At 71.3% G+C, this 21,930-nt stretch carries 20 protein-coding genes; 9 read left to right on the top strand and 11 right to left on the bottom strand.

Going from position 1 to position 21,930, the window contains the following annotated elements; translation table 11 throughout:
• The first annotated feature begins 362 nt into the window (after window positions 1–362).
• Both ABZ484_RS17230 and ABZ484_RS17235 read left to right on the top strand, forming a co-directional pair.
• Window positions 363–1,433, top strand: a complete 1,071-nt coding sequence (locus ABZ484_RS17230) for a glycoside hydrolase family 43 protein (protein ID WP_358866708.1) — start codon at window positions 363–365, stop codon at window positions 1,431–1,433.
• A gap of 96 nt (window positions 1,434–1,529) precedes the next feature.
• A complete protein-coding gene (locus tag ABZ484_RS17235; RefSeq protein WP_358866709.1) occupies window positions 1,530–2,675 on the top strand; it encodes a PP2C family protein-serine/threonine phosphatase in 1,146 nt (381 codons plus the stop codon).
• 30 nt (window positions 2,676–2,705) lie between these two features.
• On the opposite strand, the gene ABZ484_RS17240 is transcribed toward ABZ484_RS17235, so the two are convergent.
• Entirely contained in the window at window positions 2,706–5,159 is a 2,454-nt protein-coding gene (locus ABZ484_RS17240; RefSeq protein WP_358866710.1) for a SpoIIE family protein phosphatase, read from the bottom strand.
• On the bottom strand, window positions 5,146–5,913 hold the full coding sequence (locus tag ABZ484_RS17245) for a TetR/AcrR family transcriptional regulator (protein ID WP_358866711.1): 768 nt from the start codon (window positions 5,911–5,913) through the stop codon (window positions 5,146–5,148). The genes ABZ484_RS17240 and ABZ484_RS17245 overlap by 14 nt, the downstream gene beginning before the upstream one ends.
• 190 nt (window positions 5,914–6,103) lie before the next feature.
• Here ABZ484_RS17245 and ABZ484_RS17250 point away from each other — a divergent pair, with 190 nt between their 5' ends.
• Window positions 6,104–7,375, top strand: a complete 1,272-nt coding sequence (locus ABZ484_RS17250; RefSeq protein ID WP_358866712.1) for an FAD-dependent oxidoreductase — start codon at window positions 6,104–6,106, stop codon at window positions 7,373–7,375.
• 127 nt (window positions 7,376–7,502) lie between these two features.
• On the opposite strand, the gene ABZ484_RS17255 is transcribed toward ABZ484_RS17250, so the two are convergent.
• Genes ABZ484_RS17255 through ABZ484_RS17270 form a run of 4 tightly spaced genes read right to left on the bottom strand, consistent with a single transcriptional unit; the run spans window position 7,503 to window position 11,323 of the window.
• The gene (locus ABZ484_RS17255; protein ID WP_358866713.1) at window positions 7,503–8,495 is read right to left on the bottom strand and encodes an ABC transporter substrate-binding protein; all 993 of its coding nucleotides are present in this window, start codon (window positions 8,493–8,495) and stop codon (window positions 7,503–7,505) included.
• A 7-nt stretch (window positions 8,496–8,502) separates the two neighbouring features.
• The gene (locus tag ABZ484_RS17260; protein WP_358866714.1) at window positions 8,503–9,525 is read right to left on the bottom strand and encodes an amidohydrolase family protein; all 1,023 of its coding nucleotides are present in this window, start codon (window positions 9,523–9,525) and stop codon (window positions 8,503–8,505) included.
• On the bottom strand, window positions 9,522–10,211 hold the full coding sequence (locus ABZ484_RS17265) for a 4-carboxy-4-hydroxy-2-oxoadipate aldolase/oxaloacetate decarboxylase (protein ID WP_358866715.1): 690 nt from the start codon (window positions 10,209–10,211) through the stop codon (window positions 9,522–9,524). Before ABZ484_RS17265 ends, ABZ484_RS17260 begins: the two co-directional genes overlap by 4 nt.
• Window positions 10,208–11,323: a zinc-binding dehydrogenase gene (locus tag ABZ484_RS17270; RefSeq protein ID WP_358866716.1), complete on the bottom strand. Its 1,116-nt coding sequence runs from the start codon at window positions 11,321–11,323 to the stop codon at window positions 10,208–10,210. Before ABZ484_RS17270 ends, ABZ484_RS17265 begins: the two co-directional genes overlap by 4 nt.
• Before the next feature lie 122 nt (window positions 11,324–11,445).
• Between ABZ484_RS17270 and ABZ484_RS17275 the strand changes: the two genes are divergently transcribed.
• Both ABZ484_RS17275 and rpiB read left to right on the top strand, forming a co-directional pair.
• Window positions 11,446–12,369 (top strand): ABC transporter substrate-binding protein, encoded by a 924-nt coding sequence (locus ABZ484_RS17275; RefSeq protein ID WP_358866717.1) that lies wholly within the window; start codon window positions 11,446–11,448, stop codon window positions 12,367–12,369.
• Between the two features lie 35 nt (window positions 12,370–12,404).
• Window positions 12,405–12,845: a ribose 5-phosphate isomerase B gene (gene rpiB / locus ABZ484_RS17280; RefSeq protein ID WP_358866718.1), complete on the top strand. Its 441-nt coding sequence runs from the start codon at window positions 12,405–12,407 to the stop codon at window positions 12,843–12,845.
• Between the two features lie 72 nt (window positions 12,846–12,917).
• Here the strand turns inward: rpiB and ABZ484_RS17285 are convergent, their stop codons facing one another.
• The 5 genes from ABZ484_RS17285 to ABZ484_RS17305 all read right to left on the bottom strand — a co-directional run bounded on the left by ABZ484_RS17285 (window position 12,918) and on the right by ABZ484_RS17305 (window position 16,819).
• Window positions 12,918–13,769 carry an alpha/beta hydrolase gene (locus tag ABZ484_RS17285; protein WP_358866719.1) on the bottom strand — a complete coding sequence of 284 codons (852 nt, stop codon included), beginning with the start codon at window positions 13,767–13,769 and terminating at the stop codon, window positions 12,918–12,920.
• Between the two features lie 30 nt (window positions 13,770–13,799).
• Window positions 13,800–14,633: a 3-methyl-2-oxobutanoate hydroxymethyltransferase gene (locus ABZ484_RS17290; RefSeq protein ID WP_358866720.1), complete on the bottom strand. Its 834-nt coding sequence runs from the start codon at window positions 14,631–14,633 to the stop codon at window positions 13,800–13,802.
• Between the two features lie 13 nt (window positions 14,634–14,646).
• The gene (locus tag ABZ484_RS17295; protein ID WP_358866721.1) at window positions 14,647–15,129 is read right to left on the bottom strand and encodes a 3-methyl-2-oxobutanoate hydroxymethyltransferase; all 483 of its coding nucleotides are present in this window, start codon (window positions 15,127–15,129) and stop codon (window positions 14,647–14,649) included.
• A 1-nt stretch (window position 15,130) separates the two neighbouring features.
• Window positions 15,131–16,417: a Rieske 2Fe-2S domain-containing protein gene (locus ABZ484_RS17300; RefSeq protein ID WP_358866722.1), complete on the bottom strand. Its 1,287-nt coding sequence runs from the start codon at window positions 16,415–16,417 to the stop codon at window positions 15,131–15,133.
• 78 nt (window positions 16,418–16,495) lie between these two features.
• The gene (locus ABZ484_RS17305) at window positions 16,496–16,819 is read right to left on the bottom strand and encodes a 2Fe-2S iron-sulfur cluster-binding protein (protein WP_358866723.1); all 324 of its coding nucleotides are present in this window, start codon (window positions 16,817–16,819) and stop codon (window positions 16,496–16,498) included.
• 145 nt (window positions 16,820–16,964) lie between these two features.
• Between ABZ484_RS17305 and ABZ484_RS17310 the strand changes: the two genes are divergently transcribed.
• The 4 genes from ABZ484_RS17310 to ABZ484_RS17325 all read left to right on the top strand — a co-directional run bounded on the left by ABZ484_RS17310 (window position 16,965) and on the right by ABZ484_RS17325 (window position 21,913).
• Window positions 16,965–17,729 (top strand): 2,3-bisphosphoglycerate-dependent phosphoglycerate mutase, encoded by a 765-nt coding sequence (locus tag ABZ484_RS17310; protein ID WP_358866724.1) that lies wholly within the window; start codon window positions 16,965–16,967, stop codon window positions 17,727–17,729.
• A gap of 106 nt (window positions 17,730–17,835) precedes the next feature.
• Complete coding sequence (locus tag ABZ484_RS17315; protein ID WP_358866725.1) at window positions 17,836–18,969, top strand: ethanolamine ammonia lyase-activating protein; 1,134 nt, start codon at window positions 17,836–17,838, stop codon at window positions 18,967–18,969.
• Between the two features lie 33 nt (window positions 18,970–19,002).
• The gene (locus tag ABZ484_RS17320) at window positions 19,003–20,598 is read left to right on the top strand and encodes an ethanolamine ammonia-lyase reactivating factor EutA (protein ID WP_358866726.1); all 1,596 of its coding nucleotides are present in this window, start codon (window positions 19,003–19,005) and stop codon (window positions 20,596–20,598) included.
• A 211-nt stretch (window positions 20,599–20,809) separates the two neighbouring features.
• Entirely contained in the window at window positions 20,810–21,913 is a 1,104-nt protein-coding gene (locus ABZ484_RS17325) for an extracellular solute-binding protein (protein WP_358866727.1), read from the top strand.
• Window positions 21,914–21,930 lie beyond the last annotated feature (17 nt).

The following is a 21,930-nucleotide window of genomic DNA, read 5'->3' on the forward strand; positions in this document are numbered from 1 at the left end:
GCGTCAAGGACGGCCTGAAGGTCAAGGACGGCGTCGTCGCCAGCTTCCGCGTCATCGAACGCCACAAGGGCGACAGGGGCGACTACTGAGACCCGATTCGGACCGCACAACACAACACAGCGCCATCATGAACAACAGATGCACCACAAGCACCACAGGCACCACAGGCACCACATGAGAGTCCCGGCCCGCCGTAATCGGGCCGGGATTCCCACGTGTGGACGCCTGCGCGGACGCCTGCGCGGACGCCCGCACGCGCCCTACGTTGACATGCTCGCCACAAGTCAGTGATGCTGCGACAGGGCTCTCGTCGCACGGAACAGAACGGAAACGAACGAAGCAGAACGAAGCAGGACGGGACCATGAGACTTTCTCGCCGCCTCTCGGGGGCCGCGGCCTTCGTACTGTCCGGCCTCCTCGCCGCCGTGATGTCTCTGACGTCCGCGCAGCCCGCCCAGGCGGGGCAGACCGCTCTGCGGGCCGCGGACCCCAGCGTCCTGCGGGTCGGTGGCACCTACATCGCGGTGCAGTCGACCGGCGGCGGCATCGTCGTGCGGCAGGCGGCGTCCACGGGCGGCCTGGCCTCGGCGCCGGCACGGCAGGTCTGGTCGGACACGCGGGGCCGCGGCGAGGTCTGGGCTCCGGAGATCGTGAGGGACGGCGGGCGCTACTACATCTACTTCTCGGCCGGCACCGGAGCCGCCCACCGGATGTACGTGATCAGCTCCGCCACGCCGGACAGCGGATACACCGCGGAGACGAGGCTGGCGCTGCCGGACGACAAGTGGGCGATCGACGGAACCCTGTTCACCTTCGGCGGGCAGCGCTGGTTCGTCTGGTCGGGCTGGGCCGGCGACACCAACGTCGAGCAGAACCTCTACATCGCCCGGATGAGCAGCCCCACCGCCCCGACCGGAGCGCGGTACATCATCTCCCAGCCGCGGGAGGGCTGGGAGCGCGTGGTCGGCAATCCGTTCATCAACGAGGCGCCCGAGGCGATCAAGGATCCGAACGGGCAGTTGCACATCGTGTACTCGGCCAACGGCAGCTGGAGCGATCAGTACTGCCTGGCCGATCTGAGGCTGCGGGCCGGCGGCGACCCGACGTACGTGTGGGACTGGTACAAGTCGAACGGCTGCCTGTTCGGCTCCAACGCCGCGACGATGATGCGCGGCTGGGACCCGACCCTGTACGTCGACGGCCCCGGCCACCACACCTTCGTCCTGCTCGACGGCGACATCGCCACGAGCCCTCCGGCGGGGCCGACGTTCCCGCTGATGTTCCACGCGGTGCCCAAGGGTACGCCGTACACGTGGGAGAACCGCTACTGGTACACCGGCACGTTCTGCTGGTGGGGCAACACCACCTACAGTCGCGCCAACGTTCCCGGCCCGAACACCGACACCGGCTGGAGCCTGAAGTTCTTCGAGTGACGCGGTTCCCGCCGGGCATCACTGTCGACCGTTTCATGGTTGTTCCGTGGGAGATGTGAGAGTTTGGGCCCAGGGGGCCGAGGGCTGGAGCACGGCATGAGTACGGTGACCATGACGATGTCCGTGGCCGAGAAGCTGCGCGAGTGGTGGCGGGCGCGCCCGCAACCACGGTGGCTGATCGGGCCCATGGTGCTGATCATTGCCATTCCGATCGCCGACGGATTCCTGCCCCCGGACATTCACCTCGCCCACCTGCTGGTCGTCGCGGTGGCGATCACCGCCATGGGCACGGGTCCGCGGCCCACCGCGCTGGTCGGCGCCTTCGCGGTCCTCGCGCTGGTCGGCGCCGCGGTGGAGCGAAGAATGCTGGCGACCGAGAACGTCATCGTCGAACTCTCCTCGCTCGCCGCGCTCAGCGTCCTCCTGGTGTTCTTCACGTCTCTGCGGAACCGGCGGGAGCGGGAGCTGATCCGGGTGCGCTCGGTGTCCGACGCGACCCAGCGCGTGGTGCTGCGCCCGCTTCCCGAGCGGTCCGGCCCGGTGTCCCTGGCCTCGGCCTACCGCAGCGCCGAGGCCGACTCGGGCATCGGCGGCGACCTGTACGCCGTCGCTCGCACCGGTGGTTCGACCCGGCTGGTCATCGGGGACGTACGCGGCAAGGGCCTGGCCACGATCAGTGACACGGCCATCGCGCTGGGCGCCTTCCGTGCCGCCGCCCACCGCGAGATGCCGCTGCCGGAGCTGGCGGTCTACGTGGAGGACTCGGTCCGCTGGGGTCTGCGCGAGTTCTCGGAGCCCGCGGAGGACGTCCCCGAGCGGTTCGTGACCGCCGTACTGCTGGACATCCCGGACGAGCAGCCGGTGGTGCACGTGATCAGTTGCGGGCATCCACCGCCTCTGCTGCTGCGCCCCGGCGCCACCACGGCGACCCCGCTCGCGGTACCCGAGCCCGCGCCTCCGCTCGGCCTCGGCGTGATCTCCGAAGAGACGTACACCCCCGCGTCCTTCCCGTTCGCGCCCGGTGACCGGCTGCTGCTCTACACCGACGGTGTCACCGAGGCCCGCGACCCCCGGGGGGTGTTCTATCCGCTCGCCGAACGCGTCGCGGCCTGGGCGGACCACCGGCCCGACCAGCTGCTCCGAAGGATCACCGCCGATCTGGAGACGTACGCCGGCGGACGGCTGAACGACGACATGGCCATGATCGCCCTGGAGCGCGACGGGCTTCCGGCGGCCGCCTGACCCGCCGGAGGCCGGCCGCTCGCACCTCCGTCACGCCGGGGGCGTGTCGACTTCCTGTTCGGCCCAGACCGTCTTGCCGGCGGGTGAGTAGCGGGTGCCCCGTCGGCTGGACAGCTGCGAGACGAGGAAGAGGCCTCGACCGCTCTCGTCCGTCACCCGGGCATGGCGCAGGCGCGGGACGGTGTCGCTCGCGTCGGTCACCTCGCAGACGAGCACCTGGTGGCGGATGAGGCGCAGGGTGATCGGTGCGGCACCGTGCCGGATGGCGTTGGTGACCAGCTCGCTGACGATCAGCTCGGTGGTGTCCGCGACACGCTCCAGTCCCCACTCGGTCAGCTGCGCGGTGGTCAGGGCTCGGGCGTGCGCGACGGCGGACGGCTCGTCCGGCAGGTCCCAGCAGGCGACCTGTGCGGGACTGAGCGAGCGTGTCCGGGCCAGGAGCAGGGTGGCGTCATCGAGGAGCGCGCGGGTGGGCAGGGTGTCGAGTACGGCCGAGCACAGCTCCTCCAGGGGGCGGTCGGGCTGCGCGAGGAGGGTGCCGAGGCGATGCATTCCGGCGTCGATGTCCTCGTCACGCCTCTCGATCAGTCCGTCCGTGTAGAGGGCGAGCACACTGCCCTCGGGCAGTTCCAGCTCCATGGACTCGAAGGAGGCCTGCCCGACGCCGAGCGGCAGACCCGAGGGCAGGTCGGGGATCGTGACCCGCCCCTGTGCCGAGATGACCACGGGCGGCGGGTGACCCGCTCGTGCCATCGCGCAGCACCGGGTGACCGGATCGTAGACGGCGTACAGGCAGGTGGCGCCCGCCTCCGTGGTGGCGCGCCCCTGGATGTCGGCCTCCTCGTCGGCGAGGCGCCAGATCGTGTCGTCGAGATGCGCCAGCAGCTCGTCGGGCGGCAGGTCCAGGTTCGCGAGCGTGTGGACAGCCGCGCGGAGCCGCCCCATGGCCGCCGCTGCGTTGATGCCGTGTCCGACGACATCGCCCACGACGAGCGCCACCCGGGCGCCGGACAGCGGGATGACGTCGAACCAGTCCCCTCCCACCCCGTCGTGCGTGTCGGACGGAAGGTAGCGGGAGGCCACCTCGACTGCTGCCCCGCCGGTGAGGCGCCGGGGCAGCAGGTTGCGCTGAAGGGCGAGCGACGCGGTGCGCTCGCGCACATAGCGGCGGGCGTTGTCCAGGGACAGCGCGGCGCGGGCGACGAGTTCCTCGGCGAAGCTCAGATCGTGCGCTTCGAACGGCGCGGAGTCGTCCATGCGGACGAAGACCGCCACGCCCAGCAGGGCACCGCGTGCGTGGATCGGCACGATCATCAGGGAGTGCATCCGGTGCTCGCGGATCTTGTCCAGCCGTTCCGGGTCCGCGTCGAGCCAGGTGCCGCGAGAGGTGTCCAGCACCCGTTCGAGATGGGATCTGCCCGAGGTCAGAACGTCCGTGAAGGGCGAGGACGTCGGGACGAACACGGCCTCCCCGCGCGCCCACAGGGACTCCGGGATCCCCTCGTGGATCGAGGCCACACCCGCTCGGTGGAAGGCCGGTATGTACCTGTTCGGCGCGCCCAGCCGGGCCGGTGACTCCTCGCCCTGCGGGACCGAATCCGCCAGGTCGACGGTGACGTAGTCCGCCAGGCGCGGTACGACGAGGTCGGCGAGTTCCTGCCCGGTCCGCATCACGTCCAGCGTGGTCCCGATCCGGGTGCCGGCCTCACTGAGCAGGGCCAGGCGTTCGCGTGCCCGCTGTCTGTCGGTCACGTCGACGCTCATGACGCACACCCCCAGGGTGTGGCCCTGGGCGTCGTCGAGGCGGAAGAAGGAGGTCGAGAACGAGTGCTCCTGGCGGCCGTCGGTCGCCGGCCACGCGCGGTAGGCGTGGTCGATCATCGGGGTGCCGGTGTGCAGGACCTGGCGCATCACCGCCTCCGCCGATTCGGTCTCGGGTCCCGGCAGCACCTCCGTCAGCCGTCGCCCGAGCCGCTTCTCGCGGGGGATGCCGTCCTGGAGTGACAGTGCGTCGTTCACCCAGACGCAGCGCAGGTCGGGATCCCGGACGGCGATGCCGATCGGTGTGCCGGACAGCAGCGCCTCCACCTCCGCGCCGCTGAGGGGCCACGAGACGGCGGCCGTCGCCTCGGCCCCGGTGACCAGCCACTGGGTCCGTCCGCCGTGCCCCGCGAGCGGGCACGCCCGCAGGTGCGCGTCCACGGTGCTGCCGTCCCGTCGGCGGAGCCCGACGATCCCGGACCAGCCGTCGCCGGAGCGGCCCCGGTCCGCGCGTGCGCATGCCCTCTCGGCGTCCTCGGGCGCGGCCAGCATCCGCGCGGCGGAGTGGCCGACCACCTCCGCGGCCGGATGGCCGGTCAGCCGCTGAGCCGCACTCGTCCACGCGACCACCGACCCGTCCGCGTCCACGACCGCCATGGCCGCGCCGATCGCGGGCCCGGTCCCCCATCCGGTGCTCGGCGTCATCTCCTCAGTTCTGGCCATCGGGGCCGTCCCTTCTACCGGGTCTACCGGATGTGTCTCGGGCAGCAGGGCCCGTGTCGGCGAGGCGATCGAGCCAGTCCGCCAGCAGCGCGCGCTCGGAGCGCGTCATCACGGTGGTGTCGCTGTCGCGCAGCGCCTCGCGCAGGGCCGCGGCCCGGCACGCCACGTCCGTCCCCTCCTCCTGATCGCCGGTGCCCACGGTGGTGATCGTGCGCAGCACGTGTTCGCGTGCCACGGCCGCCAATTCGAGATTCCGCTCGCCCGGCGGTGTCGCGATCAGCGAGAGCACGACGCCGAGACCGTTGGCGTGCATGAGTTGCGTGGCGCGGTCCACGCTCATGCGGAGCCGGCCCGCGTCCGCCACCCGGGCGATGTTCCGGCGCAGGATCTCGATGGTCTCGAGTCCTCCGGGAATGCCGCCGCGGTACCGTCCCTCGCCGTACATCAGGACGTAGAAGCCGGGCCGGGAGAGGCCGAACTCCACGTGCAGGTCCCAGGACCGGCGCAGGTCGGCGACGGGGTCGTCGGTCTCCCCCAGGCTCTGCTTCTCGCGGAGGTACTGCCGGAACCCGTAGGCGGCGAGCGCGTCGAGCAGTCCGTCCTTGTCCCCGAACAGCCGGTACAGCGTCGGCGGCTGCACCCCGGCCGCCGCGCTCACCGCGCGTGTGGATACGGCCGCACGGCCCTCACGGCTCAGGAGGTCCGCTGCGGCGCACAGAACCCGCTCCCGGGTACACACGGCGCGTTCCCACACATGCCCGATTTTAACGCTGTTATCGCATTTTCAATCTCATTGATATGACTTTGGCACAGGCGGCGGACAGCGGTTCGGTCGACCCCCTCCCGACGGACACCCCCCTCGGCCGCCGCGCCACCACCACGCCACCCGCAGGATTGGTATAATGGTCTGACATCAAACAAGGTCGAGAGGGAGGGGCCACCCCATGGCGGGCGGAACGCTCATCGTCGGCGCCAGTCAGGCCGGTCTTCAACTGGCCGTCTCACTACGGCAGTTCGGGGACACCCGGCCGATCACTCTGGTGGGTGAGGAGATCCATCCGCCCTACCAGCGACCGCCCCTGTCCAAGGAATTCCTGAGCGGAGAGGCCGATCAGGAGTCGCTCGCCCTGCGCGCTCCGTCCTACTACGCCGACGCCGGCATCGACCTCGTCAGCGGCCGGCGCGTCACGGAGGTGACCCTCGGCTCCTCCGACCGCCCCGGCTCGGGCGTCGCCAGGACGGCCGACGGCCGCTCATTCTCCTTCGACCGGCTGGCACTGACGGTGGGCGCCGCACCGCGGCGACTGGCCGTGCCCGGGGCCGACCTCGACGGCATCACCTGTCTGCGCGACCGTGACGACGCCGCGGACCTGCGCGGACGCCTGGAATCCGGCGCTCGCGTGGTGGTCGTCGGAGGCGGATTCATCGGACTGGAGGCCGCCGCGGCGGCCCGTGCGCTCGGCAAGGAGGTCACCGTCGTCGAGGCCGCCGACCGGCTGATCTCCCGAGCCGTGGCCCCCGTCGTCTCGGAGTTCTACCGGCAGGCCCATCTGCGGCGCGGCACCCGCGTGCTGCTGTCGGCGAACGTCGCCGGCTTCGAGGGCGCCGACGGGCGGGTGACGGCGGTCCGGCTCGCGGACGGCGCCGTGCTGCCGGCCGATCTCGTCGTGGTCGGGGTCGGTGTGGTGCCCCGCACCGAACTCGCCGAACAGCTGGGGCTCGCCTGCGACCGTGGCATCGTCGTCGACGCCCACGCCCGCACCAGCAACCCGCACATCCGCGCCGCCGGCGACTGCACCGTCCAGCCGCATCCGGTCACGGGCGTGGGCACCGTGCGGCTGGAGTCGGTGCAGAACGCCGTCGCCCAGGCCACGGCCGCCGCCGCCTCGCTGCTCGGCCGGCCCGTCGGGGCGGCGCCCGTGCCCTGGTTCTGGTCGTACCAGAACGACCTCAAACTCCAGATCGCCGGGTTGTCGGCGGGCCATGACGAGTATGTCGTGCGGGGCGAGCCGGACAGTGAACGCTTCTCCGTCCTCTACTACCGCCGGGGGGAACTGCTGGCGGTCGACGCCGTCAACAGCCCCGCCGACTACATGGCCGTACGCAGAGCCCTCACGGACGGGGCGAGTGTCCCGCCGTCTCTCGCGGGTGATCCGGGCACGCCCCTGAAGTCGCTGCTGACCGCCCGCCGACGCCCGGCGGTGCCCTCGCCCTGATACCGCACCGGGACAGTGCGACCGCCTCGAAGTGGTCCGGCACGGCACTGCCCGTGCTGCCGTCCCGGGCCCGGTGGCCCTGACCCGGGACGGCGCAGGGTGCGCCATGGGCCGGCGGCCCGGCCCCTCAGATGACCGCCGACTCCAGCGACTCCGGCGCGAACAGTTCCTCGGGCCGCCACAGCCGGGCGGAGAGCCCCTGCTCGTGGTGGTAGCGCAGGAACGTCTCCAGTGTCTCGCGGTTGCCCTCGACTCCGTAGGACCAGTAGTCCTTGCCCAGCAGGGCGCGGGCCTCCTCCAGCTGGGGCGTGAGCCAGGGCAGCATGAACCGCAGGGCGGAGGTGTCGTACAGGCTCTCGTACGCGGCGTCCTTCGCCGCCAGCAGGGCCTTGTAGAGGGACTGCGCGACCCAGCGGTGGCGGTCGTAGACGTCCCTCCGGATCACCACGACGTGCATGACGGGAAAAATGCCGGTGGCCGCGTAGTACTCCTTCTCGGCGGCGATCACGTCCGGGAACACCCGGCGCACGCGCGGGTCGCCCGCGACGAACGGGCTCGGTACCCGCGGGGTGCACAGGGCGTCGATCTCGCCCTCGGCGAGCATCGCGGCGAGCGTGCGGTCCTCGGGGATGCGGCTGATGCTCACCGAGTCCGGCAGGTCGACGCCCGCCTTCTCGACGCGGCCGGGCGTCTCCTGCCCGCCGGTGAGGTAGCTGACCGAGTCGACGGGCACACCGTGCCGGTCGGCGAGGATGCCGCGCATCCACACACAGGCGGTCAGCTGGTACTCCGGGGTCCCGATCCGCTTGCCGCGCAGGTCCTCGGGCCCGGTGATGCCCGCGTCGGCGTGGCAGTAGAGCGCGCCGTGCCGGAACATGCGGGAGGTGAAGACCGGCAGGGCCACGAAGGGCGAGGGGTCGGCGCGCAGCGACAGGACGTAGGAGGACAGCGACAGCTCCGCCACCTCGAACTCCCGGTGGCGCATCATCCGGAAGAAGGTCTCCTCCACCGGCAGCCGCAGATACGTCAGGTCGATGCCGTCGGCGCGGACGGTGCCCTCCGCCAGGGCGCGGGTGCGGTCGTAGTCGCCGCAGGCGAAGGTGAGGTGCAGTGGGGCCATGGGTGGGTTACCTTCCTTCCGCGGTCAGCCGTGCGTCCAGGCGCGGGTAGACGCGCCGGGCGTTGGCCTCGTAGACCTTGTGTCGCTCGTCGTCGGTGAGCCCGGCGCGGTCGACGTACGTCTTCGTGTCGTCCCAGGGGATGCCGGTGTCCGGGTCGGCGCCGCGTACGGCGCCCAGCATCTCGGAGGCGAACAGGATGTTGTCGGCGCCGATGACCCGGTGCAGCAGGTCGATGCCGGGCTGGTGGTAGACACAGGTGTCGAAGAAGACGTTGTTCCGCAGCAGCTCGGCCGGGTCGGGCCGGCCCAGCCGCACGGCCAGCCCCCGGTAGCGGCCCCAGTGGTAGGGCACCGCTCCCCCGCCGTGCGGGATGACGAACCGCAGCGTCGGGAAGCGGGAGAACAGGTCGCCCTCGACGAACTGCATGAAGGCCGAGGTGTCCGCGTTGAGGTAATGGGCGCCCAGGGCATGGAAGTTGGGGTTGCAGGACGCCGAGACGTGCACCATCGCGGGCACGTCCAGCTCGGTCATCGTCTCGTACAGGGGGAACCAGTACGGGTCGGTGAGCGGCGGCGAGGTCCAGTGGCCGCCGGACGGGTCCGGGTTGAGGTTGCAGCCGACGAAGCCGAGGGTCTCCACGCAGCGGCGCAGTTCGGCCATGGCGGCGTCGAGGGTGCCGCCCGGCGTCTGCGGCAGCTGGCAGACGGCCGCGAAGTGCCGCGGGAACAGCTCGACGGCCCGGTGCACGAGGTCGTTGTTCGCACGCGCCCAGGCCCGTGCGGTGGCCGGGTCCGGGACGTGGTGCTCCATACCGGAGGCCTTGGGTGAGAAGAGCATCAGGTCGCCGCCGCGCTCCCGGAGCAGCTTGAGCTGGTTGTTCCGCACGCTCTCACGGATCGCGTCGTCGCTGATCTCGGCGGGCCGGGGGGCGGGCAGCGACGGGTCGGCGAGGCGGGCGAGCTGTGCGTCGCGGAAGGCCTGGTGCTGCTTCGGGGCGGTGGTGTAGTGGCCGTGCACATCGATGATCATTCGGCCGGCTCCTGGTCGACGTAGGTCAGGCCCTTGCGGGCGAGCCGTTCGCGCATCGCGCCCACGTCGAGGCTGAGCTCGCCGCTCGCGTAGCGCTTGCGGTTGGCGGCCTCCTTCTCCTCCCGGGCCCGGCAGGCCGTGAGCACCGTGCCGGCCGCGCGGCGGGGCACGACGACCACGCCGTCGTCGTCGGCGACGATCACGTCGCCGGGGTCGATTCGCTGACCGGCGCAGACGATGGGGGTGTTGACGTCGCCGAGGGTCTCCTTGACCGTGCCGTAGGCGCTGATGTGCCGGGCCCAGACGGGGAAGCCCATGCGCCGCAGGTCGGCCACGTCCCGGCAGCCGGCGTCGATGACCAGGCCCCGCACGCCCCGTGCGGCGACCGCGGTGGCGAGCAGGTCGCCGAAGTAGCCCGCCTGGGACGGTGATGTGGGGGCCACCACGAGGACGTCGCCGTCCTGGCACTGCTCCACCGCGACGTGGAGCATCCAGTTGTCCCCGGGCGGCACGCTGACGGTGACGGCGGTGCCCGCTATGTGCGCACCCGCCCAGACCGGGCGCAGCGCGGGGTCCAGGAGACCGGTGCGGCGCTGGGCCTCGTGGACGGTGGCGGCGCCGAATCCGGCGAGGGCGTCGACGGTCGCGCGGTCGGCGCGGCGCGGGTTGCGGACGACGGTGCTCATGCCGCCGCCCAGGGCAGCAGGGAGACGTGCACGGCGTCCTCGCCCGTCTCGCCGCCGACGGTGCGGATGGCGCGGTCGGCCTCGGCCAGCGGGAAGCTGTGGGTGCTGAGCTTCTCCAGCGGGAAGCGGCCCGAGGCGAGCTGCTCCAGGGCGAGTTCGCAGGAGCGGTAGCTGTGGCCGCGGGCGCTCTTGAGGGCGATGGACTTCTCCGTGAGCTTCTTGAGCGGGAAGTCGGGGAAGGCGGCCAGTTCGCCCTGGACCACCATGGTGCCCTCGCGCCGCTTGAGCGCGTCGATGCCGAGCAGGACGGGTGCGGTGCCCGCGCCCGCGGTGCAGTCCAGGACGACGTCGACGCCGCGTCCGCCGGTGATCTCCAGGACCTGGGCGAGGGCGTCCTGCCGGGTCACGTCGATGACGTGGTCGGCGCCCAGCTCCCGGGCCAGGGACAGCCGCGCCGCGTCGCGGGTCGTGCCGGTGACGATGATCAGGGAGGCGCCGGCCTGCTTGCAGGCGACGACCTGGGAGAGGCCCTGCTGACCGGGGCCCTGGATGAGGACGGTGGAGGCGTAGCCGACGCCCGCCGTGACCAGCGCCCACTCGATGCCGTTCGACAACGGGGTGACCAGGCCGGCCAGTTCGGCCGAGACGCCGTCGGGCACACGGTGCGTCACGGCGTTCCACGGCAGGTAGAGGTACTGCGCGAACCCGCCCCAGAGGTGGTAAGGGTGGTCCGCCGAGGTGTAGCCGTAGCGGCGGGCGTCGGGGTTGGTGCGCCAGTCGGTGGCCTCGCAGTGCCGGTACTCGCCCCGGTGGCACCACTCGCAGCGATAGCAGCCCACGTAGTGTTCGACGAAGACCCGGTCGCCCTCGGCCAGGCCCTTGCGCTCGGTGAAGGTGCGTCCGGCCCGGGCGATGACGCCGACGTTCTCATGGCCCATGATCACCGGGTCGGCGAACGGCGGCTTGCCGTACATCTTCACGTCGGTGCCGCAGATCCCGGCGACCTCCACCTTCAGCAGGGCCCCGTCGTCGGGGATGTCCGGCATCGGGAACTCACGCAGTTCCGTCCGGCCGGGGGCCGTTCGCACGGCTGCCAGCACCTGTTCCGCCATGACGTCGTCTCCTCACGGTTCGGTGTGGTGTCCCACCGGGACCACCGGGACGACAGTCTATGGACTTATGGACTAACCATGCTACCTTTCCGGCCATGATGGCCCTACCTCAGCTCAGGACCGTGACCCGCACACAGGGCAACAACGAGGCCCTCAAGACCGGGGAGGTCACTCCCCGCGGCTTCCGCTTCGACTTCGAGGAGGTGCCCGTACTCGTCCACGCGTTCCGGCGCATGGTGCGGGACCTGGAGTTCGACGTCAGCGAGATGGCCCTGACGACCTATCTGGTGGCGAAGGCGCACGGCGCGCCGTTCACCGCGGTGCCGGTCTTCCTGGTGCGCGGCTTCCACCACGGCGCGATCTTCCACGATCCGGCCTCGGACGTGCGCGGCCCCAAGGACCTCCAGGGCCGCAGGGTCGGTGTCAGCCGGGGCTACACGGTGACCACCGGGGTGTGGGCGCGGGCCGTCCTGCGGGAGGAGTACGGCGTCGACCTCGACCAGGTGACCTGGGTGCTGTCGGGCGACGAACACGTGGCGGAGTACCGGCCGCCCGCCAACGTCGTCCCCATGGAGCCGGGCGGGTCACTGGAGGACATGGTGCTCGCCGGCGACCTGGCCGCGGTGATCGGACCCCGGCCCGACTCCCCCGCCCTGGCCCCGCTGATCCCCGACTCCCAGGAGGCGGGCTTCACCGCGCTGCGTGAACGCGGGCTCTATCCGATCAACCACCTGATCGTGATCCGCGACGAACTGCTCGGAGAGCGACCCGAGTTGGGTGAGCTGGTCTTCGACGCCTTCGCACGCGCCAAGCAGCTGTACGTGGACCGGCTGCGCCGCGGAGCCATCGAGTCCCCCACCGCGACGGACCGCATGTACCGGCGGGTGCTGGAGGCGACGGGCACGGATCCGCTGCCGTACGGCATGGAACCCAACCGCGCCGTCCTGGAGGAGTTGCTGCGGCACGCCGTCGACCAGCGCATCCTCGACCGGCCCATGCCGCTGGAGACGCTGTTCGCCGAGAGCACGCGCACGCTGATCGCCTGAGCCGGTCCCGCTGTCCGACGCCGGAGGAAAACCCCATGCGCATCTCCATCGCCGCCGACCACAACGGCCACGCCCTCAAGGCCCGCCTCACCGCCTGGCTGACGGCGCACGGGCACACCGTCGACGACCGCGGCAGCCACTCCGAGGAGACGGCCGACTATCCGCCGCTGTGCGCCGAGGTGTGCCGGCAGGTGGTGGACGGCACCGCCGAGCGCGGCATCGTGCTCGGCGGCAGCGGGCTCGGCGAGACCATCGCCTGCAACAAGATCCGGGGCATACGCGCCGGGCTCTGCCACGATCTGTGGAGCACCAGGATCTCCCGGGGCAACAACGACTCCAACGTCCTCGTGCTGGCCGCCAAGATCCTCTCCCCGGAGCTTGCCGAGGAGATCGTCGAGACGTGGCTGTCCACCCCGTTCAACGGCGGCGTCCACGCGCGGCGGCTGGAGCAGATCGCCGCGCTGGAACGAGAGTAAGGGCGGCAGCGGTCACGGAAGCAGGGCGCGGCCGCGTTTCTCCTTCGCGGCCGCGCCCTGTTCGCCGCACGGTCACGGCACCCGGGCGAGGAACTCCAGCACCCGGGCGGGAGCCGACTCCTCGGTCTGCTCGGCCACCGGCACGTCCCAGTACTCGTTGACCGGCAGGCACTCCTGCAAGTAGCGCGCGGCCGACGGCGCGTGGGAGGTGTCCTGTCCCGGCACGATCAGGGCCGGTACGCCGAGCCCGAGCAGGTCCTCCGGCTCCGCGCCGGGCACGGTGTCACGGTCGAACAGCAGCCGGGCCATCCCGGTGACGGCCGTCCGGTAGCGGTCGGGGTCGGTGCGCGCGTAGGCGTCGGCGAAGCCGGCGTCCGCACGGATGACGTGCGCCCAGGGTCCGACACGGGGGTCCTTGGTGAACCCCGCGTCCGAGCCGCGCGCCAGGGAGACCACCTGCTGAAGTCCGTGCTCGTCCGCGTAGCCGAGGTGGTGGCGGAACCGCTCGTGCTGCTTCATCCGGTACTTCACCCCGCCCGCCGGGGAGTACAGCACCATGCCGAGCACCCGCTCGGGATGGGCGACCGCGAGGGCGGCGGCGGTGGAACAGCCCACGCAGCCGCCCATCAGGTGCGCCCGTTGGATCCCGAGGTGGTCGAGCAGGCCGACGCCCTGGCGGACGTAGTCGGCCCAGGAGATCCGTTCCAGCCGGCCCCCGGACCGGCCGGACTCGCGCCGGTCGAAGGTGACGCAGGTGTACTTCTTCGTGAGGTGGTCGAGCAGGCGCAGACGGCGGTAGATCCCCACCGTCCGCCAGCTCTCCAGGCTGGAGTCGAAGCCGCCGGGCGAGAACATCAGCAGCGGCGGCCCGGATCCCGCCACCTCGTAGCGGGTGGCGATCCCGTCGACGACGGCGATGGGCACGATGTCACTCCTTTCGCTCGGGCCGGCTGGTCAGGCCGCCGGCGGGACGGGTACACCGCCGGCGACCTGGCGTGCCGCTCGCACGTCCGCGGCATAGGCCGTGATCGCGTCGAACGTGATCCGGGCGACGTTGGCGTAGGTGTCCGGCGGATCGTCGAGCGCCGAGGCGGCGTAGCCGATGGCCGCGTGGGCCATGCGCATCCGCCCGTCGAGCCACGGGCCGCCGCCGAAGCCGCCGACCACGGGCACACGGACGGCCTCGGCGACGGCGGCGCCCACCACGGGACCGGAATTGGTGAAGTTCAGCAGGGCGGCGCCGGCCTCCTCGAGTTGTTTGGCCTGCGCCACCATGGCGTCCCTCATCTCCACCGGCACCTGGTCGGCCGACGTGGGCACCGCGTTGTACTCGACGCCGTAGCGCAGCGCGGTCTGCGGGGTGATGCCGAACTGCGCGAACACCGGGACGCCGGCGCGGGTGATCGCCTCGACCGCCTCGGGGAAGTCGGCGGCCGCGTCGAGCTTGACCATGTCGACCCCGGCCTCCTTGACGAACCGGACGGCCGCCCGCACCGCGTCGGCGGTGCCCTGTTGCAGCGGCCCGAACGGGAAGTCGACGCTCAGCAGGGCTCGGTCGACCCCTCGCCGGACCGCCCGGGCGACGGTGACCATCTGGTCCATCGTCACCTCGAAGGGGTTGTCGTGCCCCCACAGGTTCACGCCCACCGTGTCGCCGACCGAGACGAGATCCACCCCGGCCCGGTCCACGATGCGCGCGATCTGGTAGTCCCAGGCCACCACTCCGACGATCTTGCGCTTCTCGTCCTTCATCCGCCGCAGACCGCGCAGCGTGACCTTGTCGGACATGTCTTCCGGCCTCCTAGACCCTGAGAGCGGTGAGCAGTTCGAAGGCGTCGCCCTCGTCGGCGGACAGCAGCAGCACCCGGGCGTACGGACGCAGGGCGGCGACGGCGTCGTCGGCCTCGAAGCCGTCGCCCAGGACGACCCCCGCGGTGGTGATGCCGCGGCGGCCGCAGAACTGCCCGATCGAGGCGGCGGTGGCCCGGCCGCCGTCCTCGGTGGCGAGGACGACGACCACGTCGCTGCCGGTCAGCACCTCCTCCAGCGGGCCGGCCGGCCCGTCGAGCTCGTGCAGCAGCCCGTCCGCGGAGCCGCCGGTGTAGAACCGGGCGTGCGCCCAGGGGCGTTCGGCCAGGCGGCGCGCCACCGACGCGGCCCGCTCGTCCAGCGCGACGACGCGGGCGGCGCGGGCCGGTGCGATCGGGACGTCGATACGGAAGCGCGACTCGGCCGCGGAGGCGGCGCGGGCGCTCTCGCTCACATGCATGGTCGCCGTCGCCATCTCACACCGTGGTCTGCGGGACGCCGGGGGTGACCTTCACCGCGTCACGGCAGGAGTCCAGGAAGGACTCCGCCTGCGGCAGCACCACGGCCGCGGACCGGACCCGGTGGTGCTCCGGGTCCACCCCGGGCGGGGTGACGCCCTCGTCGCGCAGTGCGATGGCGGCCTTGCGCAGCTTCTGGCGGGCTTTGATGATCCCGCTGTCGGCGGGGACGAGCCGCTCCTTGGTGCGGTCGACGATCGGGCCCATGCTCTCCTGGAGCGAGGCGTCCTGCATGGCGATGCCGGCCACGCCGGAGTAGGTCTCGCCGCGCTTCTGGGCCTCGCGGTCGATGAGGTAGTCGTTGTCCATGTTGGCGACCGGCCGGTAGGTGCCCGGGATGTTCTTGCTGTGGACGCCGTGGCCGTCGATCATGGCCTGCCGCTCGGTCTCGGTCAGGGCCCGTACGGGGTGGTAGTCGAAGGAGTAGGTCCAGCAGTTCTCGTCGTCGATCGGCACCCAGAAATGGCCGTGCACCGGATGGTCGCCGCGCGGCGGGACCATGGTGAACGCCGGCATCACATAGGGCGTGATGCGCCAGTAGTACGTGCCGTCCTCGGCGTTGCGCCGGGCGCCGACGAAGAGCCCGCCGTCGCTGTCGGCGACCTCGAAGAAGGGCTTGGTGTCGTTCATGTTGTACTCGTTGCCCTTGGCGCCCCGGAACAGCGGGTCGGTCTTCAGGCCGCCGGAGTGCAGGAAGGTGACGTGGCTGGAGTCGATGCCGCCCTCGAAGGCCTGGAGCCAGTTGCACTGCTGCCAGCGCTTGGAGGTGTAGGTCTGCTCCGCCGGTACGTGGATCCACTCGAACTCGGGCAGCGGCGGCCGGGTCGCCGCGTCCCCCATGTAGGTCCACAGCACGTCGCCTATCTTCACCAGCGGGTACGACGTGAGCTGGACGTTCTGGCAGAAGCTGCTGTTGTCGGCCTCGGAGGGCACCTCGACGCACTGGCCGGTCACGTCGTACTTCCAGCCGTGGTAGGGGCAGCGCAGGCCGGAGCCCTCGTTGCGGCCGAACCACAGGGAGGCCCCGCGGTGCGCGCAGAACTCGTCCACCAGACCGTAGCGGCCCTCGCTGTCGCGGAAGGCGACCATGCGCTCCGACAGCAGCTTGACGCGCACGGGCGGGCAGTCGTTCTCCGGCAGTTCCTCGGCGAGCAGTGCGGGGATCCAGTACTGGCGGAACAGCTCGCCCATCGGTGTTCCCGGACCGGTCTGAGTGAGCAGCTCGTTGATTTCTTTTCTGAGCACGGCCGTTTCCCTTTCAGGTACTGACCCGCCGGCGGGTCGTGGGCTTCGGTGCTGAGCGGTGCTGCCGGGGCGGCGCGTTCAGGGCTGCTCCGGGGGGATGTCGACGGTGAGTCCGTCCAGTTCCCGGGTGAGGCGGATCTGGCACGACAGCCGGCTGGTGTCGCGCCGTTCGGCGACGGCCAGGTCGAGCAGGTCGTCCTCCATGTCGCCGGGCGGGCCGACGAGGGACGCGAACTCCTCGCGCACCCAGACGTGGCAGGTGGCGCAGGACTGGTTGCCGCCGCACTCGGCGACGATTCCCGGTACGCCGTTCCTGACAGCGGCCGCCATGACCGAGTCCCCGACCGTCGCATCGACGGTGTACTCGGGACCGTCACTGCCGACGTAGATCACCTTGGGCAAGGTCCCTGTTTCCTCTCGCGATCGGCGGAAGTCCACGGCGGACGGGCACGCTGCGGCGCCACACTCTCCGCGCCGTGGTCTGTCCATTAGACCAGAATCCTGGAACGGGGAACAAGAGACGGAACAGGCGGTCACAATCGGCGGCATGCGCACGCTGATCCTGCTCCGTCACGGCGAGAGCGAATGGAACTCCCAGAACCGGTTCACCGGCTGGATCGACGTCGGCCTGACTCCGCGGGGCGAGCGGCAGGCCCGCCACAGCGGCCGGCTGCTCCGCGAGGCGGGGCTGCTGCCGGACGCGGTCCACACCTCCGTGCTGACCCGGGCGATCCGCACCGCGACGCTGGCCCTGGAGGCCGCCGGCCGGACCCGCGTCCCCGTCGCCCGGACCTGGCGGCTCAACGAGCGGCACTACGGCGCCCTTCAGGGCCGCGAGAAGAACGCCGTGCTGCGGGAGTTCGGCGAGGAGCGGTTCCGGCGGTGGCGGCGCTCGTACGACGCGGCACCCCCGCCGGCCGCCCCGGGCACGGCCCGCGGCCTCACGCACGACCCGTGCCACGCCGGCCTCTCCCACGAGCCGGTGCCGCGCACCGAGTCACTCGCCGACGTCACCGCACGCCTGCTGCCGTACTGGCACGATGCCGTGGCCCCAGGCCTGCGCGCCGGCCGGACCACGCTGGTCGTCGCGCACAGCAACTCGCTGCGGGCCCTGGTCGCCCACCTGGACCGGCTGAGCCCCGAGGAGCTGCCGGCCCTCGACATTCCCACGGCCATGCCCCTGTGCTACGACCTCGACGAACACCTGGGGCCGCTGGTCCGCGGCGGCCGGTACCTGGACCCGGAGGCCGCGGCGGCGGCTGCCGCAAAGGTGGCCGCCGAGGGATCGCGATCATCCCGTCCGACTCGTTGACGCCCTCAATCAGTGGACTTATGGTTCTACCAATTCCGCCACCCCCGATCCCCACGCCCTGGCAGCGCGTGCCGCGCTGCACGAACCGATCAGGAAGGGCCGCCGCATGGCCAAGGACGCGATCGTCAACGACTCGCTGGCCGCGAAGTTCGCCACTGAGAAGGAATCCCCCTACACGCGCTGGGTGGCCGCCGAAGGGTTGGACATCATCGCCGCCCACTACATTCCCGACCTGCGCACGGTCGAGCTCAAGCCGTGGGAGCGGCGCGGTGGGCGGGGCGTGTTCATCAACCACGAGGCGACCCGCACCTCCAACGACTGCTACGTCTGCGAGATCCCCGCCGGCGGGAAGCTCGCGCCCCAGCGGCAGCTGTTCGAGGAGATGATCCTCGTCCTCGACGGCCAGGGCTCGACGAAGGTCTGGAACGACGCCGGCGCCGAGGTCACCTTCGAGTGGCAGGCCGGCTCGATGTTCGCCATTCCCCTCAACGCCCACCACCAGCACTTCAACGGCTCCGGACGCCAGGCGGCACGCTTCGTCTCCTCGACGAACATGCCCCCCGTCATCAACCTCTACGGCGACGCCGGCTTCGTCTTCGGCACCCCGCACGACTTCCCGGACCGCTTCGACGGCGAGCCCGACTACTTCTCCCCCAAGGGCGAGCAGAAGGGGCTGCTGCTCGACACCAACTTCGTGGCCGACGCGGTCAACCTGCCGCTGATCGAGGCCAAGGAGCGGGGCGCCGGCGGCGGACACATCCGCTTCGCGATGGCCAGGGGCTCCATGAACAGCCACATCTCGCAGTTCCCGACGGCCACCTACAAGAAGGGGCACCGACACGGCCCGGGCGCCCACGTCATCATCCTCTCCGGCGAGGGCTACAGCCTGATGTGGCCGGAGGGCGAGGAGCCCCGGCGCTACGAGTGGGGCCCGGGCACGCTGATCGTGCCGCCGAACATGTGGTTCCACCAGCACTTCAACACCGGCACCGAGCCGGGCCGCTACCTCGCCTTCAAGCACGAGGTGGTCTCCGTGCGCAACGCCCAGGGCGTGCCGAAGGCCTGGATCAGCCGGCGCATCGGCGGCGACCAGATCGACTACGCCGACGAGTCGCCGTACGTGCGCGAGACGTTCCGCGAGGCGCTCGCCAAGCACGGCATGGAGCCGCGGATGGACGCCGTCTACGAGGCGGAGCTCGCCACGCTCCCGCCGAAGCCGGAGCAGTCCGCCACCGTCTGAGCAATCGTCCGACGTCCACGAGGAGCGGGATCCGTGCGGCACACCGGAGAACACAACCATGACGACGGGGTGCGCACGGTCCACTCGGCGTACCTCCCCGACCACGACCACGCGCACGACGACGAGGCATACGGCGCTCTGGAGGACAATCCGATCTGGCAGCAGGACAACGTCACCCTGCACAGCGTCGGCATCGACATCGGCTCCTCGGGCACCCAGGTCCTCTTCTCCCGCCTGCACCTGAGGCGCATCGGCGAGGACCTGACGAGCCGCTATCTGGTGGTGCGGCGCGAGACGCTGCACCGCTCCCCCGTGGAGCTCACCCCGTACGCCGACGACGAGCACATCGACGCCGGCGCCCTCGGGTCGATCATCGACACGGCCTACCAAGCGGCGGGCGTCGACCCGGCGCACGTGGACACCGGGGTGGTGATCCTGACCGGCGAGGCGCTGCGCCGCCGCAACGCGCAGGCGATCGCCGGTGTGCTGGCCGAGCGCGGGGGCGAGCTGGTCACCGCGAGCGCCGGCCATCACATGGAGGCCATGCTCGCGGCCTACGGGTCGGGCGCGGCCCAGGTCTCCTACGACACGGGTCAGCGCATCCTGAACATCGACATCGGCGGCGGGACCACCAAGCTGGCCGTGCTCGACGCGGGACGTGTCACGGCCACGGCGGCCGTCCACGTCGGCGGCCGGCTCCAGGTGGTCGACGAAGCCGGGCGCATCGTCCGGCTCGACCCGGCGGGCGCGGCGCACGCGGCTCGCGCCGGGCTCACCTGGAAGGTCGGTGACACCGCCCGGCCCGACGAGCTGGACCGCGTGGCGGAGTCGATGGCGGACGCTCTCGTGGCCGCCGTCACCGCCGATCCGCTGCCGACCGGCATCCGCGGGCTGTACCTCACCGAGCCGCTGCCGATCGTCGATGGCGTCGACGCGGTGATGTTCTCGGGCGGAGTGGCGGAGTACGTCTACGGCCGGGAGCGGAGGGACTTCGGCGACCTCGGCCGCCGGCTGGGCCACGCGCTCGCCCGGCGCCTGGAGGCCGGTGCGCTGCCGTATCCGCTGCTTCCGCCGGGCGAGTGCATCCGGGCGACGGCGCTCGGCGCCTCCGAGTACAGCGTCCAGCTGAGCGGCAACACCGGCTACGTCTCCGACCCGGACGCCCTGCTGCCGCGCCGCAACCTCCAGGTGATCAGGCCTTATTACCGGCTGGGCGAGAGGGTCGACGCCGAGGCGGTGGCCGCCGCGATCCGCCGGCACCTGGTCGCGCTCGATGTCGCGCAGACGGGCGCGGACGTCGCTCTCGCACTGTCGTGGAGCGGGCCGCCCAGCCACGAGAGGCTGCTGCCGTTCGCGCGCGGCGTCCGGGACGCCCTCGCCGAGCGGACCGCCGCCGGACGACCGCTGTACGTCGTGCTCGACGGAGACGTCGCCCTGACCCTCGGCAGACTGCTGCGCGAGGAACTGGACGTCACCGCCGACCTCATGGTGGTCGACGGGCTGAGTCTGCGCGACTTCGACTATGTCGACCTCGGACGGCTGCGCTTTCCGTCGCGCACGGTACCGGTCACGATCAAGTCCCTGGTCTTCGAGCAGGAGACGGTGGGTGCGGGCGGCCCCGCGTCATAACGATGAAGTAAAGCTCCTGTCCTATGGTTAGACCATCATACCTCAACTCCTGTTTCATGCAGGGAACAGACCGGGACGGACCCGAGCCGCAAACCCGTCGCCGACCGGCCGACGCACCCGTGCCCGCCGTCGCCGCGACCGCACCCTCCCCCACACTCTGTGCCCTCTCCGTCCGTCCCACGAGCCGTTCGCCTCGTCCAAGGAGTGTGCGATGCGTCAAGGTGCTCTCCCCGCCGGCCTGCTGGCCGCCGGGCTCCTCCTCACCGGCTGCGGCGCCTCCCCGACGGCGGGCGCCGCCGGCTCCGCCCCCGCCGAGAACCCCTACGCGGCCTACGAATCGCTCACCGGCCAGGAGCGCACGCAGAAGCTGCTGGCCGACGCCAGGAGCGAGGGCGGTGTGCTCGACCTGTACACCTCCAACACCGACATCCAGGACCTCGTCGACGGCTTCCAGAAGGCCTACCCCGGCATCAAGGTCCATGCCTTCCGCGCCAACTCCGAAACGGTGCTTCAGCGGGCACTCCAGGAGAACCAGGCGAACAAGCCGCAGAACGACGTCATGGACACCAACGACCTCGAACTGCGCGCCCTGGACTCCCAGCACCTGCTCCACGCCTACGACGGCCCCGCCACGGCAGGGCTGAAGGACGCCGCGAAGGACCTCGGCGGCTGGACGGCGGAGCGCTTCAACGCCTTCGTCGTCGGCTGGAACACCAACCTCGTCAAGAAAGGCCAGGAGCCGAGGGAGTTCGCCGACTTCGCCGACCCGAAGTGGAAGGGCAAGCTGTCCGTCGAGGTCGGCGACTGGGACTGGTACGCCTCGATGCACACCTACCTGACCGAGCAGCGGCACATGAGCCCGGCGGCCGTGGACGCCCTCTTCAAGAAGATCGCCGCCAATGTGAAGGTGACCAAGGGCCACACCGTGCAGGGCGAGCAGCTCAGCGCCGGCCAGTTCTCCGTGGCCCTGTCGGTCTACAGCCACACCGTCGACAAGGCGGCCAGGAAGGGGGCGCCGGTGGCCTGGCGGCCCGCCGTCGAGCCGGTGATCCTGCGGCCCAACGGCGTGGCGCTCATGGCCCGCCCGCGTCACGCGGCCGCCGCCCTGCTGTGGGTGGACTGGGTCCTCGGCGACGGACAGAAGATCATCGCCGAGTCCCTGCGCATCCCGGCGGCCAGGAGCGTTCCCGGATACCGGGATCCGATCCCGCCCGGCACCACCACCTACAGCCTCTCGAAGACCGCCGAAACCGACACCAAGAAGTGGAACACCGCCTACGACGCGCTGCTGCGCGGCGTCCCCGCGGCCGGCTGACCGCACTCCCGTACCGC

The sequence above is a fragment of the Streptomyces sp. NPDC006393 genome, assembly GCF_040628575.1.
GTDB lineage: Bacteria > Actinomycetota > Actinomycetes > Streptomycetales > Streptomycetaceae > Streptomyces.

Excerpts from the sequence above, each read along its gene's own strand:
- ABZ484_RS17310 (WP_358866724.1), top strand. The coding sequence starts at position 16,965 with ATGCGCACGCTGATCCTGCTCCGTCACGGCGAGAGCGAATGGAACTCC.
- ABZ484_RS17290 (WP_358866720.1), bottom strand. The coding sequence starts at position 14,633 with ATGTCCGACAAGGTCACGCTGCGCGGTCTGCGGCGGATGAAGGACGAG.
- ABZ484_RS17260 (WP_358866714.1), bottom strand. The coding sequence starts at position 9,525 with ATGATCATCGATGTGCACGGCCACTACACCACCGCCCCGAAGCAGCAC.
- ABZ484_RS17240 (WP_358866710.1), bottom strand. The coding sequence starts at position 5,159 with ATGGCCAGAACTGAGGAGATGACGCCGAGCACCGGATGGGGGACCGGG.
- ABZ484_RS17255 (WP_358866713.1), bottom strand. The coding sequence starts at position 8,495 with ATGGCCCCACTGCACCTCACCTTCGCCTGCGGCGACTACGACCGCACC.
- ABZ484_RS17325 (WP_358866727.1), top strand. The coding sequence starts at position 20,810 with ATGCGTCAAGGTGCTCTCCCCGCCGGCCTGCTGGCCGCCGGGCTCCTC.
- ABZ484_RS17230 (WP_358866708.1), top strand. The coding sequence starts at position 363 with ATGAGACTTTCTCGCCGCCTCTCGGGGGCCGCGGCCTTCGTACTGTCC.
- ABZ484_RS17295 (WP_358866721.1), bottom strand. The coding sequence starts at position 15,129 with ATGGCGACGGCGACCATGCATGTGAGCGAGAGCGCCCGCGCCGCCTCC.
- ABZ484_RS17250 (WP_358866712.1), top strand. The coding sequence starts at position 6,104 with ATGGCGGGCGGAACGCTCATCGTCGGCGCCAGTCAGGCCGGTCTTCAA.
- ABZ484_RS17235 (WP_358866709.1), top strand. The coding sequence starts at position 1,530 with ATGAGTACGGTGACCATGACGATGTCCGTGGCCGAGAAGCTGCGCGAG.
- ABZ484_RS17270 (WP_358866716.1), bottom strand. The coding sequence starts at position 11,323 with ATGGCGGAACAGGTGCTGGCAGCCGTGCGAACGGCCCCCGGCCGGACG.
- ABZ484_RS17265 (WP_358866715.1), bottom strand. The coding sequence starts at position 10,211 with ATGAGCACCGTCGTCCGCAACCCGCGCCGCGCCGACCGCGCGACCGTC.
- rpiB (WP_358866718.1), top strand. The coding sequence starts at position 12,405 with ATGCGCATCTCCATCGCCGCCGACCACAACGGCCACGCCCTCAAGGCC.
- ABZ484_RS17315 (WP_358866725.1), top strand. The coding sequence starts at position 17,836 with ATGGCCAAGGACGCGATCGTCAACGACTCGCTGGCCGCGAAGTTCGCC.